General features: G+C 65.5%; 15 protein-coding genes. 5 read left to right on the forward strand and 10 right to left on the reverse strand.

Annotation, left to right across the window (positions count from 1 at the left end):
- The first annotated feature begins 119 nt into the window (after positions 1 to 119).
- Both ARTSIC4J27_RS16005 and ARTSIC4J27_RS16010 read left to right on the forward strand, forming a co-directional pair.
- Positions 120 to 1,250 (forward strand): VIT1/CCC1 transporter family protein, encoded by a 1,131-nt coding sequence (locus tag ARTSIC4J27_RS16005; protein ID WP_050056283.1) that lies wholly within the window; start codon positions 120 to 122, stop codon positions 1,248 to 1,250.
- Positions 1,251 to 1,315: 65 nt separating this feature from the next.
- Positions 1,316 to 2,227 (forward strand): matrixin family metalloprotease, encoded by a 912-nt coding sequence (locus ARTSIC4J27_RS16010; protein ID WP_050056201.1) that lies wholly within the window; start codon positions 1,316 to 1,318, stop codon positions 2,225 to 2,227.
- A gap of 15 nt (positions 2,228 to 2,242) precedes the next feature.
- Here the strand turns inward: ARTSIC4J27_RS16010 and ARTSIC4J27_RS16015 are convergent, their stop codons facing one another.
- Complete coding sequence (locus tag ARTSIC4J27_RS16015) at positions 2,243 to 3,376, reverse strand: LOG family protein (protein ID WP_050056202.1); 1,134 nt, start codon at positions 3,374 to 3,376, stop codon at positions 2,243 to 2,245.
- Between the two features lie 260 nt (positions 3,377 to 3,636).
- Between ARTSIC4J27_RS16015 and ARTSIC4J27_RS16020 the strand changes: the two genes are divergently transcribed.
- Both ARTSIC4J27_RS16020 and iolB read left to right on the forward strand, forming a co-directional pair.
- Positions 3,637 to 4,377 (forward strand): GntR family transcriptional regulator, encoded by a 741-nt coding sequence (locus ARTSIC4J27_RS16020; protein ID WP_050056203.1) that lies wholly within the window; start codon positions 3,637 to 3,639, stop codon positions 4,375 to 4,377.
- A gap of 17 nt (positions 4,378 to 4,394) precedes the next feature.
- The gene (gene iolB / locus ARTSIC4J27_RS16025) at positions 4,395 to 5,288 is read left to right on the forward strand and encodes a 5-deoxy-glucuronate isomerase (protein ID WP_050056204.1); all 894 of its coding nucleotides are present in this window, start codon (positions 4,395 to 4,397) and stop codon (positions 5,286 to 5,288) included.
- A 65-nt stretch (positions 5,289 to 5,353) separates the two neighbouring features.
- Here the strand turns inward: iolB and ARTSIC4J27_RS16030 are convergent, their stop codons facing one another.
- Positions 5,354 to 6,565 (reverse strand): MFS transporter, encoded by a 1,212-nt coding sequence (locus ARTSIC4J27_RS16030; protein ID WP_050056205.1) that lies wholly within the window; start codon positions 6,563 to 6,565, stop codon positions 5,354 to 5,356.
- 174 nt (positions 6,566 to 6,739) lie between these two features.
- Here ARTSIC4J27_RS16030 and ARTSIC4J27_RS16035 point away from each other — a divergent pair, with 174 nt between their 5' ends.
- Entirely contained in the window at positions 6,740 to 7,189 is a 450-nt protein-coding gene (locus tag ARTSIC4J27_RS16035; RefSeq protein ID WP_050056206.1) for a MarR family winged helix-turn-helix transcriptional regulator, read from the forward strand.
- Positions 7,190 to 7,200: 11 nt separating this feature from the next.
- Here ARTSIC4J27_RS16035 and ARTSIC4J27_RS16040 read toward each other — a convergent pair whose 3' ends face one another.
- The 8 genes from ARTSIC4J27_RS16040 to ARTSIC4J27_RS16075 all read right to left on the reverse strand — a co-directional run bounded on the left by ARTSIC4J27_RS16040 (position 7,201) and on the right by ARTSIC4J27_RS16075 (position 15,340).
- On the reverse strand, positions 7,201 to 8,244 hold the full coding sequence (locus ARTSIC4J27_RS16040) for a Gfo/Idh/MocA family protein (protein WP_050056207.1): 1,044 nt from the start codon (positions 8,242 to 8,244) through the stop codon (positions 7,201 to 7,203).
- The gene (locus ARTSIC4J27_RS16045) at positions 8,241 to 9,026 is read right to left on the reverse strand and encodes a TIM barrel protein (RefSeq protein ID WP_050056208.1); all 786 of its coding nucleotides are present in this window, start codon (positions 9,024 to 9,026) and stop codon (positions 8,241 to 8,243) included. Before ARTSIC4J27_RS16045 ends, ARTSIC4J27_RS16040 begins: the two co-directional genes overlap by 4 nt.
- Positions 9,026 to 10,114: a Gfo/Idh/MocA family oxidoreductase gene (locus tag ARTSIC4J27_RS16050; protein ID WP_050056209.1), complete on the reverse strand. Its 1,089-nt coding sequence runs from the start codon at positions 10,112 to 10,114 to the stop codon at positions 9,026 to 9,028. Before ARTSIC4J27_RS16050 ends, ARTSIC4J27_RS16045 begins: the two co-directional genes overlap by 1 nt.
- Positions 10,115 to 10,150: 36 nt before the next feature.
- Positions 10,151 to 11,194, reverse strand: a complete 1,044-nt coding sequence (locus tag ARTSIC4J27_RS16055) for a Gfo/Idh/MocA family protein (protein WP_050056210.1) — start codon at positions 11,192 to 11,194, stop codon at positions 10,151 to 10,153.
- On the reverse strand, positions 11,191 to 12,189 hold the full coding sequence (locus ARTSIC4J27_RS16060) for a Gfo/Idh/MocA family oxidoreductase (protein WP_050056211.1): 999 nt from the start codon (positions 12,187 to 12,189) through the stop codon (positions 11,191 to 11,193). The genes ARTSIC4J27_RS16055 and ARTSIC4J27_RS16060 overlap by 4 nt, the downstream gene beginning before the upstream one ends.
- 99 nt (positions 12,190 to 12,288) lie before the next feature.
- Positions 12,289 to 13,224, reverse strand: coding sequence for an ATP-binding cassette domain-containing protein (locus ARTSIC4J27_RS16065; protein ID WP_050056212.1), 936 nt, complete (start codon positions 13,222 to 13,224; stop codon positions 12,289 to 12,291).
- 9 nt (positions 13,225 to 13,233) lie between these two features.
- A complete protein-coding gene (locus ARTSIC4J27_RS16070; RefSeq protein ID WP_050056213.1) occupies positions 13,234 to 14,277 on the reverse strand; it encodes an ABC transporter permease in 1,044 nt (347 codons plus the stop codon).
- Positions 14,278 to 14,341: 64 nt separating this feature from the next.
- Positions 14,342 to 15,340: a substrate-binding domain-containing protein gene (locus ARTSIC4J27_RS16075; RefSeq protein WP_200900845.1), complete on the reverse strand. Its 999-nt coding sequence runs from the start codon at positions 15,338 to 15,340 to the stop codon at positions 14,342 to 14,344.
- Between the last annotated feature and the right edge of the window lie 272 nt (positions 15,341 to 15,612).

A 15,612-nucleotide genomic window follows, 5' to 3' on the forward strand; every position in this document is an offset into this window, starting at 1 on the left:
ATTTTGAGGCCTGCCGAAACTCCGGAGTGAGGGATGCCAGCCGAAAAACCGCGGAATTCCGCGGTAAGCTGGCGGAGCAATGGGGCCACATCGTGCCCCATCCAGCCCAGGAGTTTTCCGTGTCGCAGCACGCCCATCCCCATCAGCACGCTTCAGCCAAACGCGAGTCTCAGCCAACGGCGGCGGATATCCGCCGCTGGCGCCAGTACCTGGCGGACGAACGCGCAGAGGCCGCGGTCTACCGGGACCTTGCCCAAAACCGGCAGGGCGAAGAGCGGGAGATCCTGCTGGCGCTGGCCGAAGCTGAAGGCCGGCACGAGGACCACTGGCTCCGGCTCCTGGGTGAGCACGCAGGCAGGCCGCGTCCGGCATCCGCCCGCAGCCAGCTGCTGGGTTTCCTGGCCCGGCACTTCGGCTCGGTGTTCGTCCTGGCCCTGGCCCAGCGCGCGGAAGGCCGCTCCCCCTACGCCAAGGACCCCAACGCCACCGAGGCAATGGCCGCCGACGAGCAGATCCACGAGGAAGTGGTCCGCGGGCTCGCCACGCGCGGACGCAACCGGCTGGCAGGCACGTTCCGCGCCGCCGTCTTCGGCGCGAACGACGGCCTGGTCAGCAACCTCTCCCTGGTGATGGGCATGGCGGCGTCCGGGGTGGCCAGCAGCGTGGTGCTGCTCAGCGGCATCGCCGGCCTTCTTGCCGGGGCCATGTCCATGGGCGCCGGGGAGTTCATCTCCGTCCGCTCCCAGCGCGAGCTCCTCGCAGCCACCCGCCCCACCCAGATCACCCTGGCCGCTGCACCCAAATTGGATCTGGAGCACAACGAACTGCTGCTGGTCTACCTGGCCAGGGGAATGTCCCAGGAAGCCGCGCAGCACCGCGTTGCCGAACGTATGGGCCTGCTGTCCTGCGACTGTGATCCCAGCCTGTCCCTGCAGCCTGAAATTCCCGACACCGAAGACCAGCACGAGGCCGTGGGCACTGCGTGGGGTGCGGCCCTGTCCAGCTTCTGCTTTTTTGCCTCCGGCGCCATCGTGCCCATCCTGCCGTTCCTGTTTGGCCTGACCGGCGTCACTGCACTGGTGTTTGCCGGGGTGCTGGTGGGCCTTGCCCTGCTGGTCACGGGCGGCATCGTTGGCCTGCTTTCCGGTACCTCTCCCCTGACCCGGGGATTGCGCCAGCTCGGCATCGGGCTGGGCGCCGCCGCGGTCACCTACCTGCTGGGGCTCGTTTTCGGCACTGTTGTTGGCTAGCGGCACTGTTTTTGGCAGTAGGCTCCATAAACAGTAAGGGTCACTGAGCAGATGGGGGTGCACTAGTGGAGGACCAGCCGCCGCGCCATGCCGGAAGGCGGGCACACGCTGGAAGCAGCGGCGGCGCCCTTCGCTTTGTGCTCACGGGTGCATTGTTCTCCGCCGCACTCTTCGGCGCCGCCCTGGCCCTGGACGATCCGCGTGTCAAGGACTTCCTGGATGTCCGCCTGGGACCGGGCGCCCAGCAGGAAGAGCCGCAGGCATCCGCCGGCGAGGTCGGATCAAACGGGCCGGCAGAGGCACGGACGGAAGCTCCGCCCGCGGGGCTGGAGGAGGCCGACGCCCCCTTGGGGGTGCCCGCGCCTCCCGCGCTGGGTAGCGACTCCTACAAGTTCCTGGCGGTCAACGGCGACGGCAGTCCCGTGGGCTACTCCCCCTGCCGGCCCCTGCACTACGTGGTCAACGATGACCTGGCCCCGGCGGGCGCGCAGCAGCTGGTGTCCGATGCCATCACCGCAATTTCCGCAGCCACCGGCATCACTTTTGTCTACGACGGCACGTCCAGCGAGCAGCCGTCACCGCAGCGGCCGCCCTACCAGCCTGAAGCCTACGGCGAGCGCTGGGCGCCGCTGCTCATCGCGTGGACCACTCCCGAGGTTGCGCCGCAACTCAAGGGCAAGGTGATCGGCACCGGCGGCAGCACGCACTACAGCTACGACGACGGCCCCAAGACCTTTGTAACGGGCGGACTGGACCTGGACGCCCCGCAGATCGGTGCTGAGCTCCAGAACCCCGACGGGCACCTCTACGCTACCGCCGTGATCCTGCACGAACTCAGCCACGTCATGGGCCTGGACCACGTTGAGGATCCCACCCAGCTGATGTATCCGGAGATCGGCACTCCCCAGGGACTCTCCGCCGGGGACCTCAACGGCCTGTACGAGTTGAGCAAGGCGCAGTGCCGGAAGGACCTGTAACCCGCTCCGTGCCCGTCAGCCGTGCAGGACTGCCGCGGCGTCCTCCACTGAGTCAACCAGGAAGATCCGGTCTTGCATGGACCGTCCCGCCGCCAGGCTGCGGAGCATGGGCCAGGCCGGGTACTGGTGCTCCCAGTGATGTTTGCCCACCAGCACCATCGGAGTAATTTTCGCGTCCGCGGCGTAATAGTTCTCGCAGGCATCCTGGAAGATCTCCTGGACGGTTCCCGCGGCGCCGGGCAGGAACACGATGCCGCCGTGGCAGAGCTCCAGCAGGATGGCCTCGCGGACGGCGTTGGCGAAGTACTTGGCGATGTGCGTGGCGAAGTAGTTGGGCGGTTCGTGGCCGTAGAACCAGGTGGGGATGCCCAGCGATGCGGTACCGCCTGGATAACGCTCGACGACGGCAGCCGCCGCGCGTGCCCACGCGGACACCGAGGGACGGAAACCGGGGACGGAGGCAAGGGTCTGCAGCGCACCCGGCAACGCGCCGTCGTCGGCCTGGCTGAGGTAGGCGCCGAGGTTGGCGGCCTCCATGGCACCCGGCCCGCCGCCCGTAGCCACCACGTGGCCGTCCCGCGCCAACAACCGCCCCAGCAGTGCCGCCTGGGCGTAATCGGCGCTGCCCCGCTGGGCGGCGTGTCCGCCCATGACGCCCACCATTTTCCGGCCAGCCCATGCATTCGAGCGGTGCAGCTCGTCCAGGGCATCACCAATGGCGTGGTCGTGCAGGGCCGAGGCGAGGGTGGCATCGAGCCGGTGCCGCAGCCCGGGCTGGATGCTCCACTGGTAGATCCGGGCGTCGGGCAGTTCCTCGTACGGGGAATCGGCGAGGCCGGCGTACAGCTCCTGAGGCGAGTACAGGCCGGCCCGGTAGGGGTTGAAGGGTACGCCCTCCAGGCGGGGGAAGATCAGGGCGCCCCGGCGCCGGAGCGCGTCCTCCATGCCCTCGTCAAACAGGCAGCCCAGGAAGATGGCACCCTCAACGCGGATCCGGTTCAAGGCGTCCGAGCGTCCGCGGAGATCAAGGGACTGGGCGTGCCAGCCATCCATCTCCCCGGCTCCGGCGCTGACCAGCCGGTCGAAGCTGGCCAGGTCTTCCACGTCCAAGGTGCGGGGGCTGGGCCCGAGATTTCCGGAGAGATTCATGGCCGCCCCTTGATGGTGCTCATCCACCCAGCGTAGGGCACCGCTACACGCAACGGGCCGGCTCGGCGCTTCCACGGAAATGCGCCCTCGGGCTGTTCGAGCGAGCGGCCCTTGGTTTCCGGAATGCACTTGATAACAAAGGCGGGCCTGCTACGATCGATGAAGAAACTATGTCCTATCAAGCGAACATATAGTGGCAAAGCAGCAGCCTCCGCGGGCCCCGATCGGGCCGGGACTGAATCAAGGAGCAGGAACGTAACGTGGCGAACAACCTGGGTCTCAGCATCGATCGCTCCTCCCCCGTCCCCCTTTACCACCAAGTGGTGCAGGGCATCGAGGCCGCCATTTACAGCGGAGTCCTGGAACCTGGAAGCCGGCTGGACAACGAGATTGACCTCGCAGCCCAGCTGAACCTGTCCCGCCCCACCATGCGTAAGGCTATGGACGAGCTGGTTCGGTCCGGCCTGCTGGTGCGCAAACGCGGGGTGGGAACCCAGGTGGTGTCCAGCCAGGTGCGGCGTCCCCTGGAGCTTTCCAGCCTCTATGACGACCTCACCAACAACGGCAAGAAACCCACCACGGAAGTCCTGAGCTTCTCCCATATCGAAGCCGACGACGCCATCCTTGCCACGCTCCAGCTCCCCGCAGGCTCGAAGGTGTACCACTTCACCAGGCTTCGGAAAGTGGGGGGCAAACCGCTCGCCCTGATGGAGAACTGGGTGCGCGACGATATTGCGGAAATGGACGAGGCCACGCTCACCGCCGAAGGCCTCTACGCGATCCTCCGCCGGGGCGGCGTCAATTTCCGGCTCGCCAACCAGCGGATCGGCGCCATGACGGCCAATGAGTACCAGGCGTCCATGCTGGAGACCGGCGAAGGGTCGGCCCTGGTCACGATGGAGCGTACCGCCACGGATGACACCGGCCGCCGCGTGGAGACAGGCCACCACGTGTACCGCGCCGATTCCTACAGTTTTGAAATGACTCTCGTACAGCGATAATCCAAGGAGCCAACTCCATGACCAACTGGGTCTACCCCCTGGGCGCCGCCGCCGACGGCAAGTGGGACGTCTCGATCGGAACGTCGGACTCCACCCTTACGGTCGACGGCTGGGCGCATACCGGACTGAAGGTCGCCACCCTCACCGCCGGGGCCGCCGTCGAACTTCCCGCCGCGGATGAGGAACGCATCGTGGTGCCGCTCAACGGAGCCTTCACAGTCACGGTAGACGGTGAAAAATACTTCCTGGAGGGCAGGGCGTCCGTGTTTCACGGGCCCAGCGACGTTCTCTACTCCGGCACCGGGCGGGCGGTCACCATCAGCTCGGCTGACGGCGGCCGGGTGGCGGTTGCCACCGCCCCGGCCCACGCCTCCCACCCCACCCGGCTGGTGACGGCGGCCGAAACCCCGGTGGAGCTGCGCGGAGCGGGCAACTGCTCCCGGCAGGTTCATAACTTCGGCACGCCGGTCGCACTGGAGGCCGACCGGTTCATCGTCTGCGAAGTCCTGACCCCGGCCGGCAACTGGTCCTCCTATCCCCCGCACAAGCATGACGAGGAGAAGGACAGCGAAACCCATCTCGAGGAGATCTACTACTTCGAGACGCAGGTGGCGGCCGGTTCGGCCGCGCCCGCCGACGCCGACGCCATCGGCTACCAGCGCGTCTACGCCTCCGACGAGCGTCCCATCGATGTCTCGGCCGAGGTCCGCACGGGCGACGTTGTCCTTGTACCGTACGGCTGGCACGGCCCCGCCATGGCGGCGCCCGGCTACGATCTGTACTACCTGAACGTCATGGCCGGCCCGGGTCCGGTGCGCGAATGGCTCATCAGCGACGACCCCCACCACGGTTGGGTCCGCCAAAGCTGGGATGGCCAGGACATCGACCCCCGGCTGCCGTTCGGGGCCTAACGAGGAGTTTTTGTCCAGATATGCAGGCTTCCGCTGGTTACAGCCCTGCATATCTGGACAAAAACTCACACTTTCAGGGCGCCCTTGGGTTCCGGCGACGCCTCGGCCGCCGGGGTCAGCCGGACGTGATTGCGCCTGGCAGCAGCGGCGGCGAACGCCATCACGGCCAGGCCAAGCAGCGTGATACCGGCGCCGGCCCACATGGGTGACGTGTAGCCGAGGCCAGCGGTGATGGTGACGCCGCCGAGCCATGCGCCCAGGGCATTGCCCACGTTGAACGCACCGATGTTGGCGCCGGAGGCCAGGGTGGGGGCGCTGCTCGCGTAGGTCATCACCCGCATTTGCAGGCCGGGAACAGTGGCGAAGCCGAAGCCGCCCATCAGCACCAGGGATGCCACCGTGAGCACCTGGCTAGTGGCGGTGAGGGCAAAGAGCACGAGCACAGCGGACAGGACGGCAAGGACCACCAGCAGGGTGCGGTCGATGTTCCGGTCGGCGGCCTTTCCGCCAAGGGTGTTGCCCGCGAAGAGACCCACACCGAAGACGATCAGCAGCCATGGCACGGTGGTGGCGGCGAAGCCGGTGACCTCGGTCAGGGTGTAGGCGATGTAGGTGAAGGCGCCGAACATTCCACCGAATCCCAGGATGGTGACCGCAATGGAGAGCCATACCTGGCCCGAGCGGAAGGCCCGGAGTTCGCGGCGCAGTCCCCCGGCCTCGGCTTTCCCGCCGGCGGCCCTGGGGACGAGTGCCAGGATCCCGGCGAGCGCGGCCACGCCGATGACCGTAATGGCCCAGAAGGTGGCCCGCCAACCGGCGGCCTGGCCCAGAAGGGTGCCGAACGGAACGCCCAGGACGTTCGCTGCTGTGAGGCCGGTGAACATCAGTGCGATGGCTCCTGCTTTTTTGTTGGCCGGCACCATTCCGGCGGCGACGACGGAGCCGATGCCGAAGAACGCTCCGTGCGCGAGCGCGGCGATAACGCGGCCGGCCATCATGGGCCAGTAGCCGGCCGCCGTGGCGGAGAGCAGGTTACCGGCAATAAACAGGACAAGCAGCGCGGCCAGCACGGGCTTGCGGTCAAGCCGGGTGACAGCTGCCGTGAGCCCGAGGGCGCCGGCCACTACAGCCAGGGCGTAGCCGGAGATGAACCAGCCCGCCTGCGCCTCGGTGACCTGGAAGTCGGCAGCCACTTCGGGCAGGAGGCCCATAATCACGAATTCAGTGAGTCCGATGCCAAATCCGCCAAGGGCGAGGGCTATCAGTCCGACAGGCATGCCGGTGCTCCTTTGGGTTGTGTGGGGTGCGTTGGAGGCCTAAAATAGTTGCAGGCGCGGTATTTATTGTTGCACATGCAAATATCCCGCGCAAGCAACTATTTGTGTGCACTCTCGGGCAGGTGGCTGCCGTCCCCCGCGGCGGCCCGGCTGTCCCCTTTCAAGGAGCAATGTATGGGCATCAAGGACGACGCCGTCGAGGTCCGCGCGCAGGGTTGGCGCACCTTGGCCGCCCTCCACGGGCTGATCGAAACCGAGCTGGAGCGTGCGCTCCAGGCGGAATCAAAGCTGTCGGTCGTGGAGTACACCGTCCTGGACGCCCTCAGCCGCCAGGACGGGTGGCACATGCGGATGCAGCAACTCGCCCGCGCTTCCGCCCTGAGCCCCAGCGCCACCACGCGCCTGGTGAACCGGCTGGAGGACCGCGGCCTCCTGACCAGGATCCTGTGCGCAGATGACCGGCGCGGCATCTACACCGAGCTGACACCTGCCGGCCTCAGCCTCCTGGAGGAAGCCAGGCCGGTGCACAACGCCACCCTCGAACGTGCGTTGGGAGAGGCGCGCGACATTCCGGAACTGGCTCCCCTGGTGGACGCGCTCCCCAGGCTGCATGCAGTGTCCTGACCCGCTGTGGCCTAAGACACCGGGCTGGCCACAGCTCCTGCCACCCGAACCGGAAGGCCGCTGGCCAGGGACTCCTGGGCGGCGTCGGCCACCCGGGACGCGGCCACGGCGTCCTCGGGCGTGCACGGGTTATCCCGCTGGCCCAGGACAAGCTCAACAAAAGCGGCCATCTCGGAACGGTATGCCTGGTCGAAACGCTCGGCAAACGTCCTGTGCGCCTCACCCGGGGGAAAAACGACCGCCGGCTCCGCCGATGCCATGGCGGTCTTTTCGTCAAGGCCCACCATGAGCGACCGGCGGGAACCCTGGATTTCCAGCCGCACATCGTGGCCGGCCCCGTTGTACCGCGTCGCCGAGACTGTTCCGACTGTGCCGTCGTCGAACGTCACCAGCGCCAGCGCGGTGTCCACATCCCCCGCAGCGCCGATCGCCGGGTCCCCGTTGTTGGATCCCCTGGCATAGACTTCCACGATTTCACGGCCGGTCAGCCAGCGCAGGATGTCAAAGTCGTGGACCGAGCAATCGCGGAAGAGCCCGCCGGAGGTTGCCAGGAATTCCACGGGCGGCGGGGCCATGTCGCAGGTGACCGCACGCAGGGAGTGGATCCATCCCAACTCGCCGGCCTGGTAAGCCCTCCTGGCTTCCAGGTACCCGGCATCAAAGCGGCGCTGGTGGCCGATCTGGACCACGCCGTTCTTGTCCCTGATGTAGTCCAGGACGGGAAGGGCGTCTGCAACATTCAAGGCCACCGGCTTTTCGCAGAAGACCGGGATGCCCGCGTCCACCCCCACCCTGATCAGTTCCGGATGGGTGGCAGTCCCCGTGGCTACCACCAGGCCGTCGATTCCGGAGGCCAGGAGCGCGTCAACGGACGGCTGGTACCCGGAACCGAGGCCGGCGGCCACGTTCCGGGCATGCTCTTCGGCCACATCCGTGAGCTGGAGCCGGACGTTGATGTGCTTCGGGTTCAACACGCCATTGAGGGCCGCAATGTTATTGGCGTGCATCACGCCGATCCTGCCTACGCCCACCAGGCCAAGCGTCACATCTTTCATCGTTTTTCCCCTGCATAGACGGTAAATGCGGAACGGAAGGCCTCGAGTGCCGCATCGCTGTCGTCCTTGGCCCACGCCTCCAGGCCCACTGTGCCCTCATATCCGGCGTCAGCAAGAGCCAGGGCAACAGCCGCGTAATTGATTTCCCCCGTACCCGGCTCGCAGCGTCCGGGAACGTCTGCCACCTGGATTTCACCGATGTACGGCAGGGCCGCCCTCACAAGTTCAATAAGGTTCCCCTCCCCCAGCTGTGCATGGTAGAGATCCAGCATCAGTTTGGCGTTCGGATGGCCTGCCGCTTCCACGAGCATGAGCGTGTCCTTCGCGCGGGCCAAAGGGATGCCGGGGTGGTCGAGGACGGTGTTCAGGTTCTCCAGGCAGAACGTCACGCCATGCTTCCCGCCCAACCTCCCGAGCTTTTCCAGGGTCCGCGCGCCTGTCGCCCACATGCGGCCTGAGGAACGGTAAACGGGGCGTGCGGCATGGCCTTGGACCAGTTCCGCCGGATGCACCACCATCCGGCTCACGCCCAGCTCCAGTGCTGTGGGGATCAGCGCTTCAGCCGTCCGGACCACGTCATCGGCCGTATCCGCATCCACGAGGCTGCCGGACGAATAGCCGGTCATGGATGAGAAAACTGCTCCCGTTGCCTTCAGTGCCTGGATGTCTTTGTCCCGGGCATCCCACAGTTCCACGTCGAATCCCGCCTCGCTGATCCGGCGTACCCGTTCCACAAACGGAAGGTCCGTAAAGACCATCTCCGCGCAGACGGCCAGCCGCATCAGACGCCTGCCTTCTCTGTTACCGCTACAGGAGCGCCGCTTTTGACCGATTCGATGCAGGCCAGGGCCATGGCCAGGGCGCGTCGGGCGTGGGCGCCCACGGGCGTCAAGGTGAAAGCGGACGACGGCGGGAGGCCGCCGTCGCGCTTTGCCCGCACGGCCGCGGCGAAGTCGGCGAGTTCGTCCGTGTAGGCCTGGCTGAACAGCTCGACATTGAGCCGCGGGGTGTCCGCGGCGAGCCCCTCCGCCGTGTAGCGGCGGGCCGCAGTTTCCGTGGAACGGCCGGCCTGGACCATACCTTTGGAACCAAAGACTTCGCCGCGGACGTCGTACCCGTACAGGGCGCTGAAGTTCGCTTCCGCCACCGCGATGGCACCGTTGCTGTACCTGATGGTCACTACCGCTGTATCGAGGAATCCCTGTTCGCGCAGGGAGGGTTCCACCAGCGCATCCGCCACGGCGTACACCTCGACGGGCTCGGCCCCCTCATTGAACCAGTTGAGGGTGTCGAAGTCATGGATGAGGGTTTCCAGGAAGATGGTCCAGGCTGGCACCCTGGCGGCGTTGGGGATGCTTCCCGTCCCGGGATCGCGCGTCAGCGAGCGCAGGAGCTGCGGCGTTCCGGCAACACCGGCGGCCAGGTCCCTCTTGGCTGCCTGGAAGTCTTCGGCATACCGGCGGTTGAAGCCTATCTGGAAGTGCACGCCCGCTTGCTCTACGGCGGTGAGCGCGGCGCCGAGTTCCTCCAGCCCCTGCGCGGCCGGCTTCTCACAGAAGACGTGCTTGCCGGCGGCCGCGGCCTGCGCGATCAGCGACGCATGGAAGCGGGCCGGGCTGGCGATGATGACGGCGTCGATTTCCCGGTCTGCGAGGATATCCTCAGCGCTGGCCGTCACCTTCGCAGCACCCAGTTTCCCGGCCAGGGTTTGGGCGGATTCAACGTTGGGGTCTGCGATGGCCGCCAGGGATGCGCCGGGGACCCGCCGGGCGATGCTGTCAGCATGGAAGGCTCCCATCCAGCCGGAGCCGATGAGACCGATCCGCACCGGCGCGGGACCTGGTGTTGGATCTTGGGTGATGTAGGCCATGTGGCCGTCCTTTCAATAGTCGGAACAAAAGTGGATTCAGGCGGGCCGGCTGCCTTCGCCCGGAAACTCGATGGAAAGCTGGCGTCGGATTTCGTCGGCTACTTCCAGGGTCTGGATGGAGGAAGCGAGCAGACGCTGAGGGCTTTCTGTCTCGCCAGCCGCGATGGAGCGGGCAACAGCAGCTGCTTCATAATGCAGGCCTTCGAAATGGCCTCCCGGCGGTTCCTCATAGCGCAGCCGTTCTCCACGGGGGAACCGAAGCTCGAAGCCTCCCGGCATAGTGAAGGGACCGTCCACGGTAAGGGTCGCCTCGGCGCCGGCGATCACTGCGCAGGTGGGTGTGAAGTTGTGGACATGGGTGTTGACCACGGCCTGGGCACCGCCCTCGAACTGCATCACTGCGGAAAGCTGGGCGTTGACACCGGAGGGGTGGGGCTGGCCCATCGCGTGCAGCCGCTGGGGCCGGCCCAGGACCTCGGTGACCAGGGCAAGCGGGTAGGTGCCCAGGTCCAGTAACGGGCCACCAGCGAGGGCCGGATCGAAGATGCGGTGGCCGGGCGCAAAGTGTTCACCGTATTCCGCAACCACCGTGGTAATCGTGCCCAGGGTTCCGGCATCCAGGACCTGCCGGATCACATCGAACTTTGGCAGGAAGAAGCTCCACATGGCCTCGGCGGCGAAAACTCCCGCAGCTTGGGCGCGCCTGGCAATGTCACGCGCCTGTTCCGCGTTAAGCGCGAGGGGCTTCTCGATCAGCACATGCTTGCCGGCGTCGAGGGCCAGGACCGCCGCCGCATGGTGGGCGGTGTGCGGCGTACATACGTAGACGATATCGATGCCCGGATCGGCCACCAGTTCCTCATAGCTGCCGAACGCTGCGGGGATGCCAAAGGACTCGGCGAACGCCTTGGAACGATCGAATGAACGGGACCCGACGGCGGCGATTACCTGGCCGGTGTGGGCCTGGACTGATTCAGTGAAGCGTTGCGCGATCCAGCCTGGCCCCAGGATTCCCCAGCGCAGCACCGGGGCATCGCTCGAATCAGGGATCCTGGATGCCGGCAGTTTCAGGCTGCTCACGAGTAGTTGACCTTGGTGAAGGCACCATCGCTGTGCATGGCCTGGATCATCGCGTGTGCCGCCAGCGATGCGTGCAGACCGTCCATCGCACCGGCCAGGGGTGGCTGGTCGCCGTGGCGGAGTGCCGTGATCCAGGCCTGCAGCTGCAGCCTGTACGCATCAGCGAAGCGGGGGCGCCAGTCCGCGGGCACGGCGGTGCGCTGGGTGCCGTCTTGTTCCATGCCCAAAAGGGCAGGGTCCCTGAGCCCGGTGACCCCGCGTTCGGAAACAACTTCGCAGCGGGTCGTGTAGCCATACTGCGCGTTCAGGAAGAGTTCCAGCGTGGCCAGGGTTCCGTTGGCGGTGCGGAGCAGCATCAACGCGGGGTCCTGGAGTCCGCCTTCAGCGTGGCGCGTGGTCCTGCCTGCCTGCCAGGAGACTTCCGTAATGGGCGAACCGAGCAACCACGGAATGATGTCCAGTTCATGGATAGCGGAGTTGGTGACGGCGGATTCCGCGGTTGCCCCCGGGCCTGAGGTGGCATTACGGCTGGTGCAGTGGACCATCAGCGGCTCGCCCTGGACGCGGTCCTGGACTGCACCCCGGAGGGCGGCATAGCCAGGGTCAAAGCGCCGCATGAAGCCCAGCGACAGCAACGACGCCCCGGTTGCCGCGACGATGTCGGCGTCGGCTGCCACCACCTCACGGCTTTCAAGCAGGGTAGGCGCCAGCGGCTTTTCGCACAGCACCGGCGTCATTGCTTCGAAGCACTCCAGCACCAGGCCGGCGTGGGTGGAGTCGTGCGAGGCAACAACGACGGCGTCAACCTGACTGGAGTTGATCAGTTCCGAAGGGTCCGTGGTGGTGCGGGCCGATGGTGGCGCTGCCGCAGCGGCGCGGTCGCCATCGAGGTCTGCCACGAAGGTGACTTCAGCCCCGCTGATAGTGGTGGAGAGGTTCCTGATGTGGTCTGCGCCCATAACACCGGCGCCGATAACGCCAACCCGGATCGGCATGCTGTCTTCCCGTCTGCTGTTCGTCTGTTTCGCCGCGGCAGGCGGCCGGGCCGGCCCGTCTTTCGGGCGGGCCCGTCCCGGTCCTGCTGCACCGCACTGCTACACGTGCCGCGGGCTGCTGCTCCCTGGCGTTTCTGCGCTGTAGGCAACATCGGCCACCTCGGCCTGAACCTCCTTGACCACATCGCTGTGTCCGCCGAGCTGCTCCAGCTCGTGGGCCAGTTCAGCCAGCTCGGCACCGCCGGCCATCTGTGCCGTGAGCTCGTCCAGGGAAATGTCCTTTTTGTCGTAGTAGCCGATGGACTTGCCGCGCTTGAGGAGGAGGAATCTGTCCCCGACAGGGAACGCGTGGTGCGGGTTGTGGGTGATGAAGATGACTCCGAGCCCGCGGTCCCTGGCCTGCAGGATGTAGCGCAACACCACACCTGACTGCTTGACGCCGAGGGCCGCCGTCGGCTCGTCCAGAATGAGGACCTTGGCGCCGAAGTACACGGCCCTTGCGATGGCGACGCACTGGCGTTCGCCGCCCGAGAGCTGGCCGATGGGCTGCTCCACGTCCCGAAGGTCGATCCCCATTTCGGCCAGTTCTTTTTTGGTGATGTCCTTCATCTTCTGGACATCCATGCTCTTGAAGGGACCGAAGCCGCTGGTGAGCTCGGAACCGAGGAAGAAGTTCCGCCAGATGGGCATCAGCGGGACCACCGCCAGGTCCTGGAAAACGGTGGCGATTCCGGCGTCGAGGGCGTCGCGGGGGGAATTGAATTTCCGTTCCTCGCCCATGATGTTCAGCGTGCCTTCGTCGTGCTGGTGGAGGCCGGCGATGATCTTGATCAGGGTGGACTTGCCTGCCCCGTTGTCGCCGAGGACGCAGGTGACGCGTCCGTTGTCCACTGCCATGGTGACATCCCGCAGCGCCACGATGTTTCCATAGTGCTTGCCCACTCCTTCGAGGGAGAGCAGGTGCACAGGTGTGTGCGTCAGCGGGTCCTTTTCATTCTTGAGCAGGGTTTGTTGGTCGATCGCTTCGCTGTTCATTTCCCGCCCTTACTTCAGTTCCGCACGGCGCTTGACGATGAGGTTAACGATGGTGGCCAGCAGCAGCATGAGGCCAAGGAAGAACTTGAACCAGTCCGGGTTCCACTGTGCGTACACAATGCCCTTATTGGCCATGCCGAAAATGAACGCGCCAATTGCTCCGCCAACGGCCGATCCGTAGCCGCCGGTCAGGAGGCATCCTCCGATGACGGCGGCGATGATGTAGAGGAATTCATTGCCCACGCCTTCGCCGGACTGGACCGCGTCGAAAGCGAACAGGTTGTGCATGCCCAGCACCCAGCCGCAGAAGCCAACGGCCATAAAGAGTCCGATCTTGGTTGCCTTGACGGGAACGCCCACAGCGCGGGCCGCATTGGCGTCACCACCCACGGCGAAGATCCAGTTGCCCACTTTGGTCCGCAGCAGGACCCACGAGGCCACGGCCACCAGTGCGATCCAGATGAAGACGGTGTTGTTTACCGCCACGCCGCCGATGGTGACGGAGGAGGAAAAGACTGCCTGGGCCGACTTGTACCCGTCCATGTTCGAAATTGACGGCGAAGAGACACCGCCGCCGATCATGCGGGTCAGGCCCAGGTTCAGGCCTGTCAGCATCAGGAAGGTCGCCAGCGTCACGATGAAGCTGGGCAACTTGGTCTTCATCAGGATCCAGCCGTTGATGAATCCGATGCCGAGCGATACCAGCAGGGCAAGCACCACGCCTACCCACACGTTCATGCTGAAGTACCAGCTGAACATGGAGGCAGTCAGTGCCGAACTGATGACGGCAACACCGGTGGAGAGATCGAACTCGCCGCCGATCATCAGCAGCGACACCCCTACGGCCATGATTCCGATGGTCGAGCTGCCGTACAGAACGGTGGCGAAGGAGGCCGGCTGGATAAACGTCTGGGATACGGAGGCGAAGAAGATAAAGAGGACAATGGCGCCCACCAGGGCACCTACCTCCGGCCTGCCGAGAAGTTTCTGGAAAGGGTTCTGCCGGGCGATTCGTTCGTCCACCGGCTTGAGTTGTACCGCTACTTGAGTCATGTGAGATTCTCCTGCTTGGTGCAGGTTTACGGGGCCGGGGCCCCGTAAACCTGCAGCGGCGTCCTTAGCGGACGCCTTCCTGGGCGAACTTAAGGACATCGGGAGCGGCAGCCTTGTCGACGATCGAGGGGCCGGTCAGCACGGGCTGCCCGCCGCCGACGTGGATGCCTGCGCGTTTGGCCTGCCAGAGGGCGTCGATTGCGCCATAGCCCTGCAGCCACGGCTGCTGGTCCACGGTGAAGGCCACCTTGCCGTCGATGATCGCCTGGGCCAGTTCACCGTTCATGTCGAATGAGGCCACTTTGACCTTGTCCTGCAGGTTCAGGGACTGCACCGCTTTGTTGATGGTGAGGGTGAACGGTGCCCCCAGCCCGATGATGGCGTCGGCTTCGGGCGTGGCCTGCAGCTTGGCGGTGACAGTCGAGGAAACCTGCGTCATGTCCGTGCCCTGCACGAACAGGTTCTCCGTCGCGGGAATCTTGGACTTGACGCCTGCACAGCGGGAGTCAAGGGCAACGTTTCCCTGCTCCATGATGACGCAGATGGGGCGCTTTACGCCCATGGACGTCAGCTTCTCGCCGACGGCCGCACCCGCCAGGTTCTCGTCTGAACCGAAGTGGGTGAACGCACCCAGGCCCTGCCAGACGTCGGCGCCTGAGTTGAGGCTCACCACGGGGATTCCCGCTTCCGTCGCCTTCTTCAGCACGTCCTTGAGCGCGTCGGGCTTGGCGAGGGTCACCGCAATCCCGTCAACCTTCTGGTCAATGGCTTGCTGGATCAGCTGCGACTGGCGTCCGCCTTCCGGGTCCGAGGTGTAGAGCAGCTCCACATTGTCTTTTGCTGCTGCTTCCTCGGCACCCTTGCGCAGGATGTCCCAGAACGTATCGCCCGGAGCCGCGTGGGTGACAAGCGCGATCTTCATTCGTGCAGTGGTTGCGACCTGCCCCCCGCCGGAAGTACCGCCCTGCTCGGTCTTGCCGCCTGTGCTGGAGCAGGCGCTCAAGGCCATCATGGGGACAACGGCTGCTACGAGCGCCGCCTTCCGCCAGGAAAACTTCTTCACGATAAATCTCCTTTGATTTTCGGGCTGTTCCGCGCGCTTCGTTACGCGCTGCCGAATGCCTTCTCCTAGATCATGGTGACCCGACTCACAAAAGTCAATACTTTGTCCTGTCATTAGCATGTTCTTACGTAGCCGAGTATTGGTCCTGCGCTTCGCGGGCCGCACAAATCGGAGGAACGGCGGTGCTTCCACTGTGCCCCGGACATGGAAAATGCCCCGTTGAGACCAGCTCAACGGGGCATCATCCATGGATTAGTGCTGGCCGAAGCGGG

The organism is Pseudarthrobacter siccitolerans (genome assembly GCF_001046895.1).
Lineage (GTDB): Bacteria > Actinomycetota > Actinomycetes > Actinomycetales > Micrococcaceae > Arthrobacter > Arthrobacter siccitolerans.

Coding starts and splice junctions, on each gene's coding strand:
- ARTSIC4J27_RS16035 (WP_050056206.1), top strand. CDS start 6,740: ATGGGCATCAAGGACGACGCCGTCGAGGTCCGCGCGCAGGGTTGGCGC.
- ARTSIC4J27_RS16045 (WP_050056208.1), bottom strand. CDS start 9,026: ATGCGGCTGGCCGTCTGCGCGGAGATGGTCTTTACGGACCTTCCGTTT.
- ARTSIC4J27_RS16060 (WP_050056211.1), bottom strand. CDS start 12,189: ATGCCGATCCGGGTTGGCGTTATCGGCGCCGGTGTTATGGGCGCAGAC.
- ARTSIC4J27_RS16030 (WP_050056205.1), bottom strand. CDS start 6,565: ATGCCTGTCGGACTGATAGCCCTCGCCCTTGGCGGATTTGGCATCGGA.
- ARTSIC4J27_RS16040 (WP_050056207.1), bottom strand. CDS start 8,244: ATGAAAGATGTGACGCTTGGCCTGGTGGGCGTAGGCAGGATCGGCGTG.
- ARTSIC4J27_RS16050 (WP_050056209.1), bottom strand. CDS start 10,114: ATGGCCTACATCACCCAAGATCCAACACCAGGTCCCGCGCCGGTGCGG.
- ARTSIC4J27_RS16070 (WP_050056213.1), bottom strand. CDS start 14,277: ATGACTCAAGTAGCGGTACAACTCAAGCCGGTGGACGAACGAATCGCC.
- ARTSIC4J27_RS16065 (WP_050056212.1), bottom strand. CDS start 13,224: ATGAACAGCGAAGCGATCGACCAACAAACCCTGCTCAAGAATGAAAAG.
- ARTSIC4J27_RS16015 (WP_050056202.1), bottom strand. CDS start 3,376: ATGAATCTCTCCGGAAATCTCGGGCCCAGCCCCCGCACCTTGGACGTG.
- iolB (WP_050056204.1), top strand. CDS start 4,395: ATGACCAACTGGGTCTACCCCCTGGGCGCCGCCGCCGACGGCAAGTGG.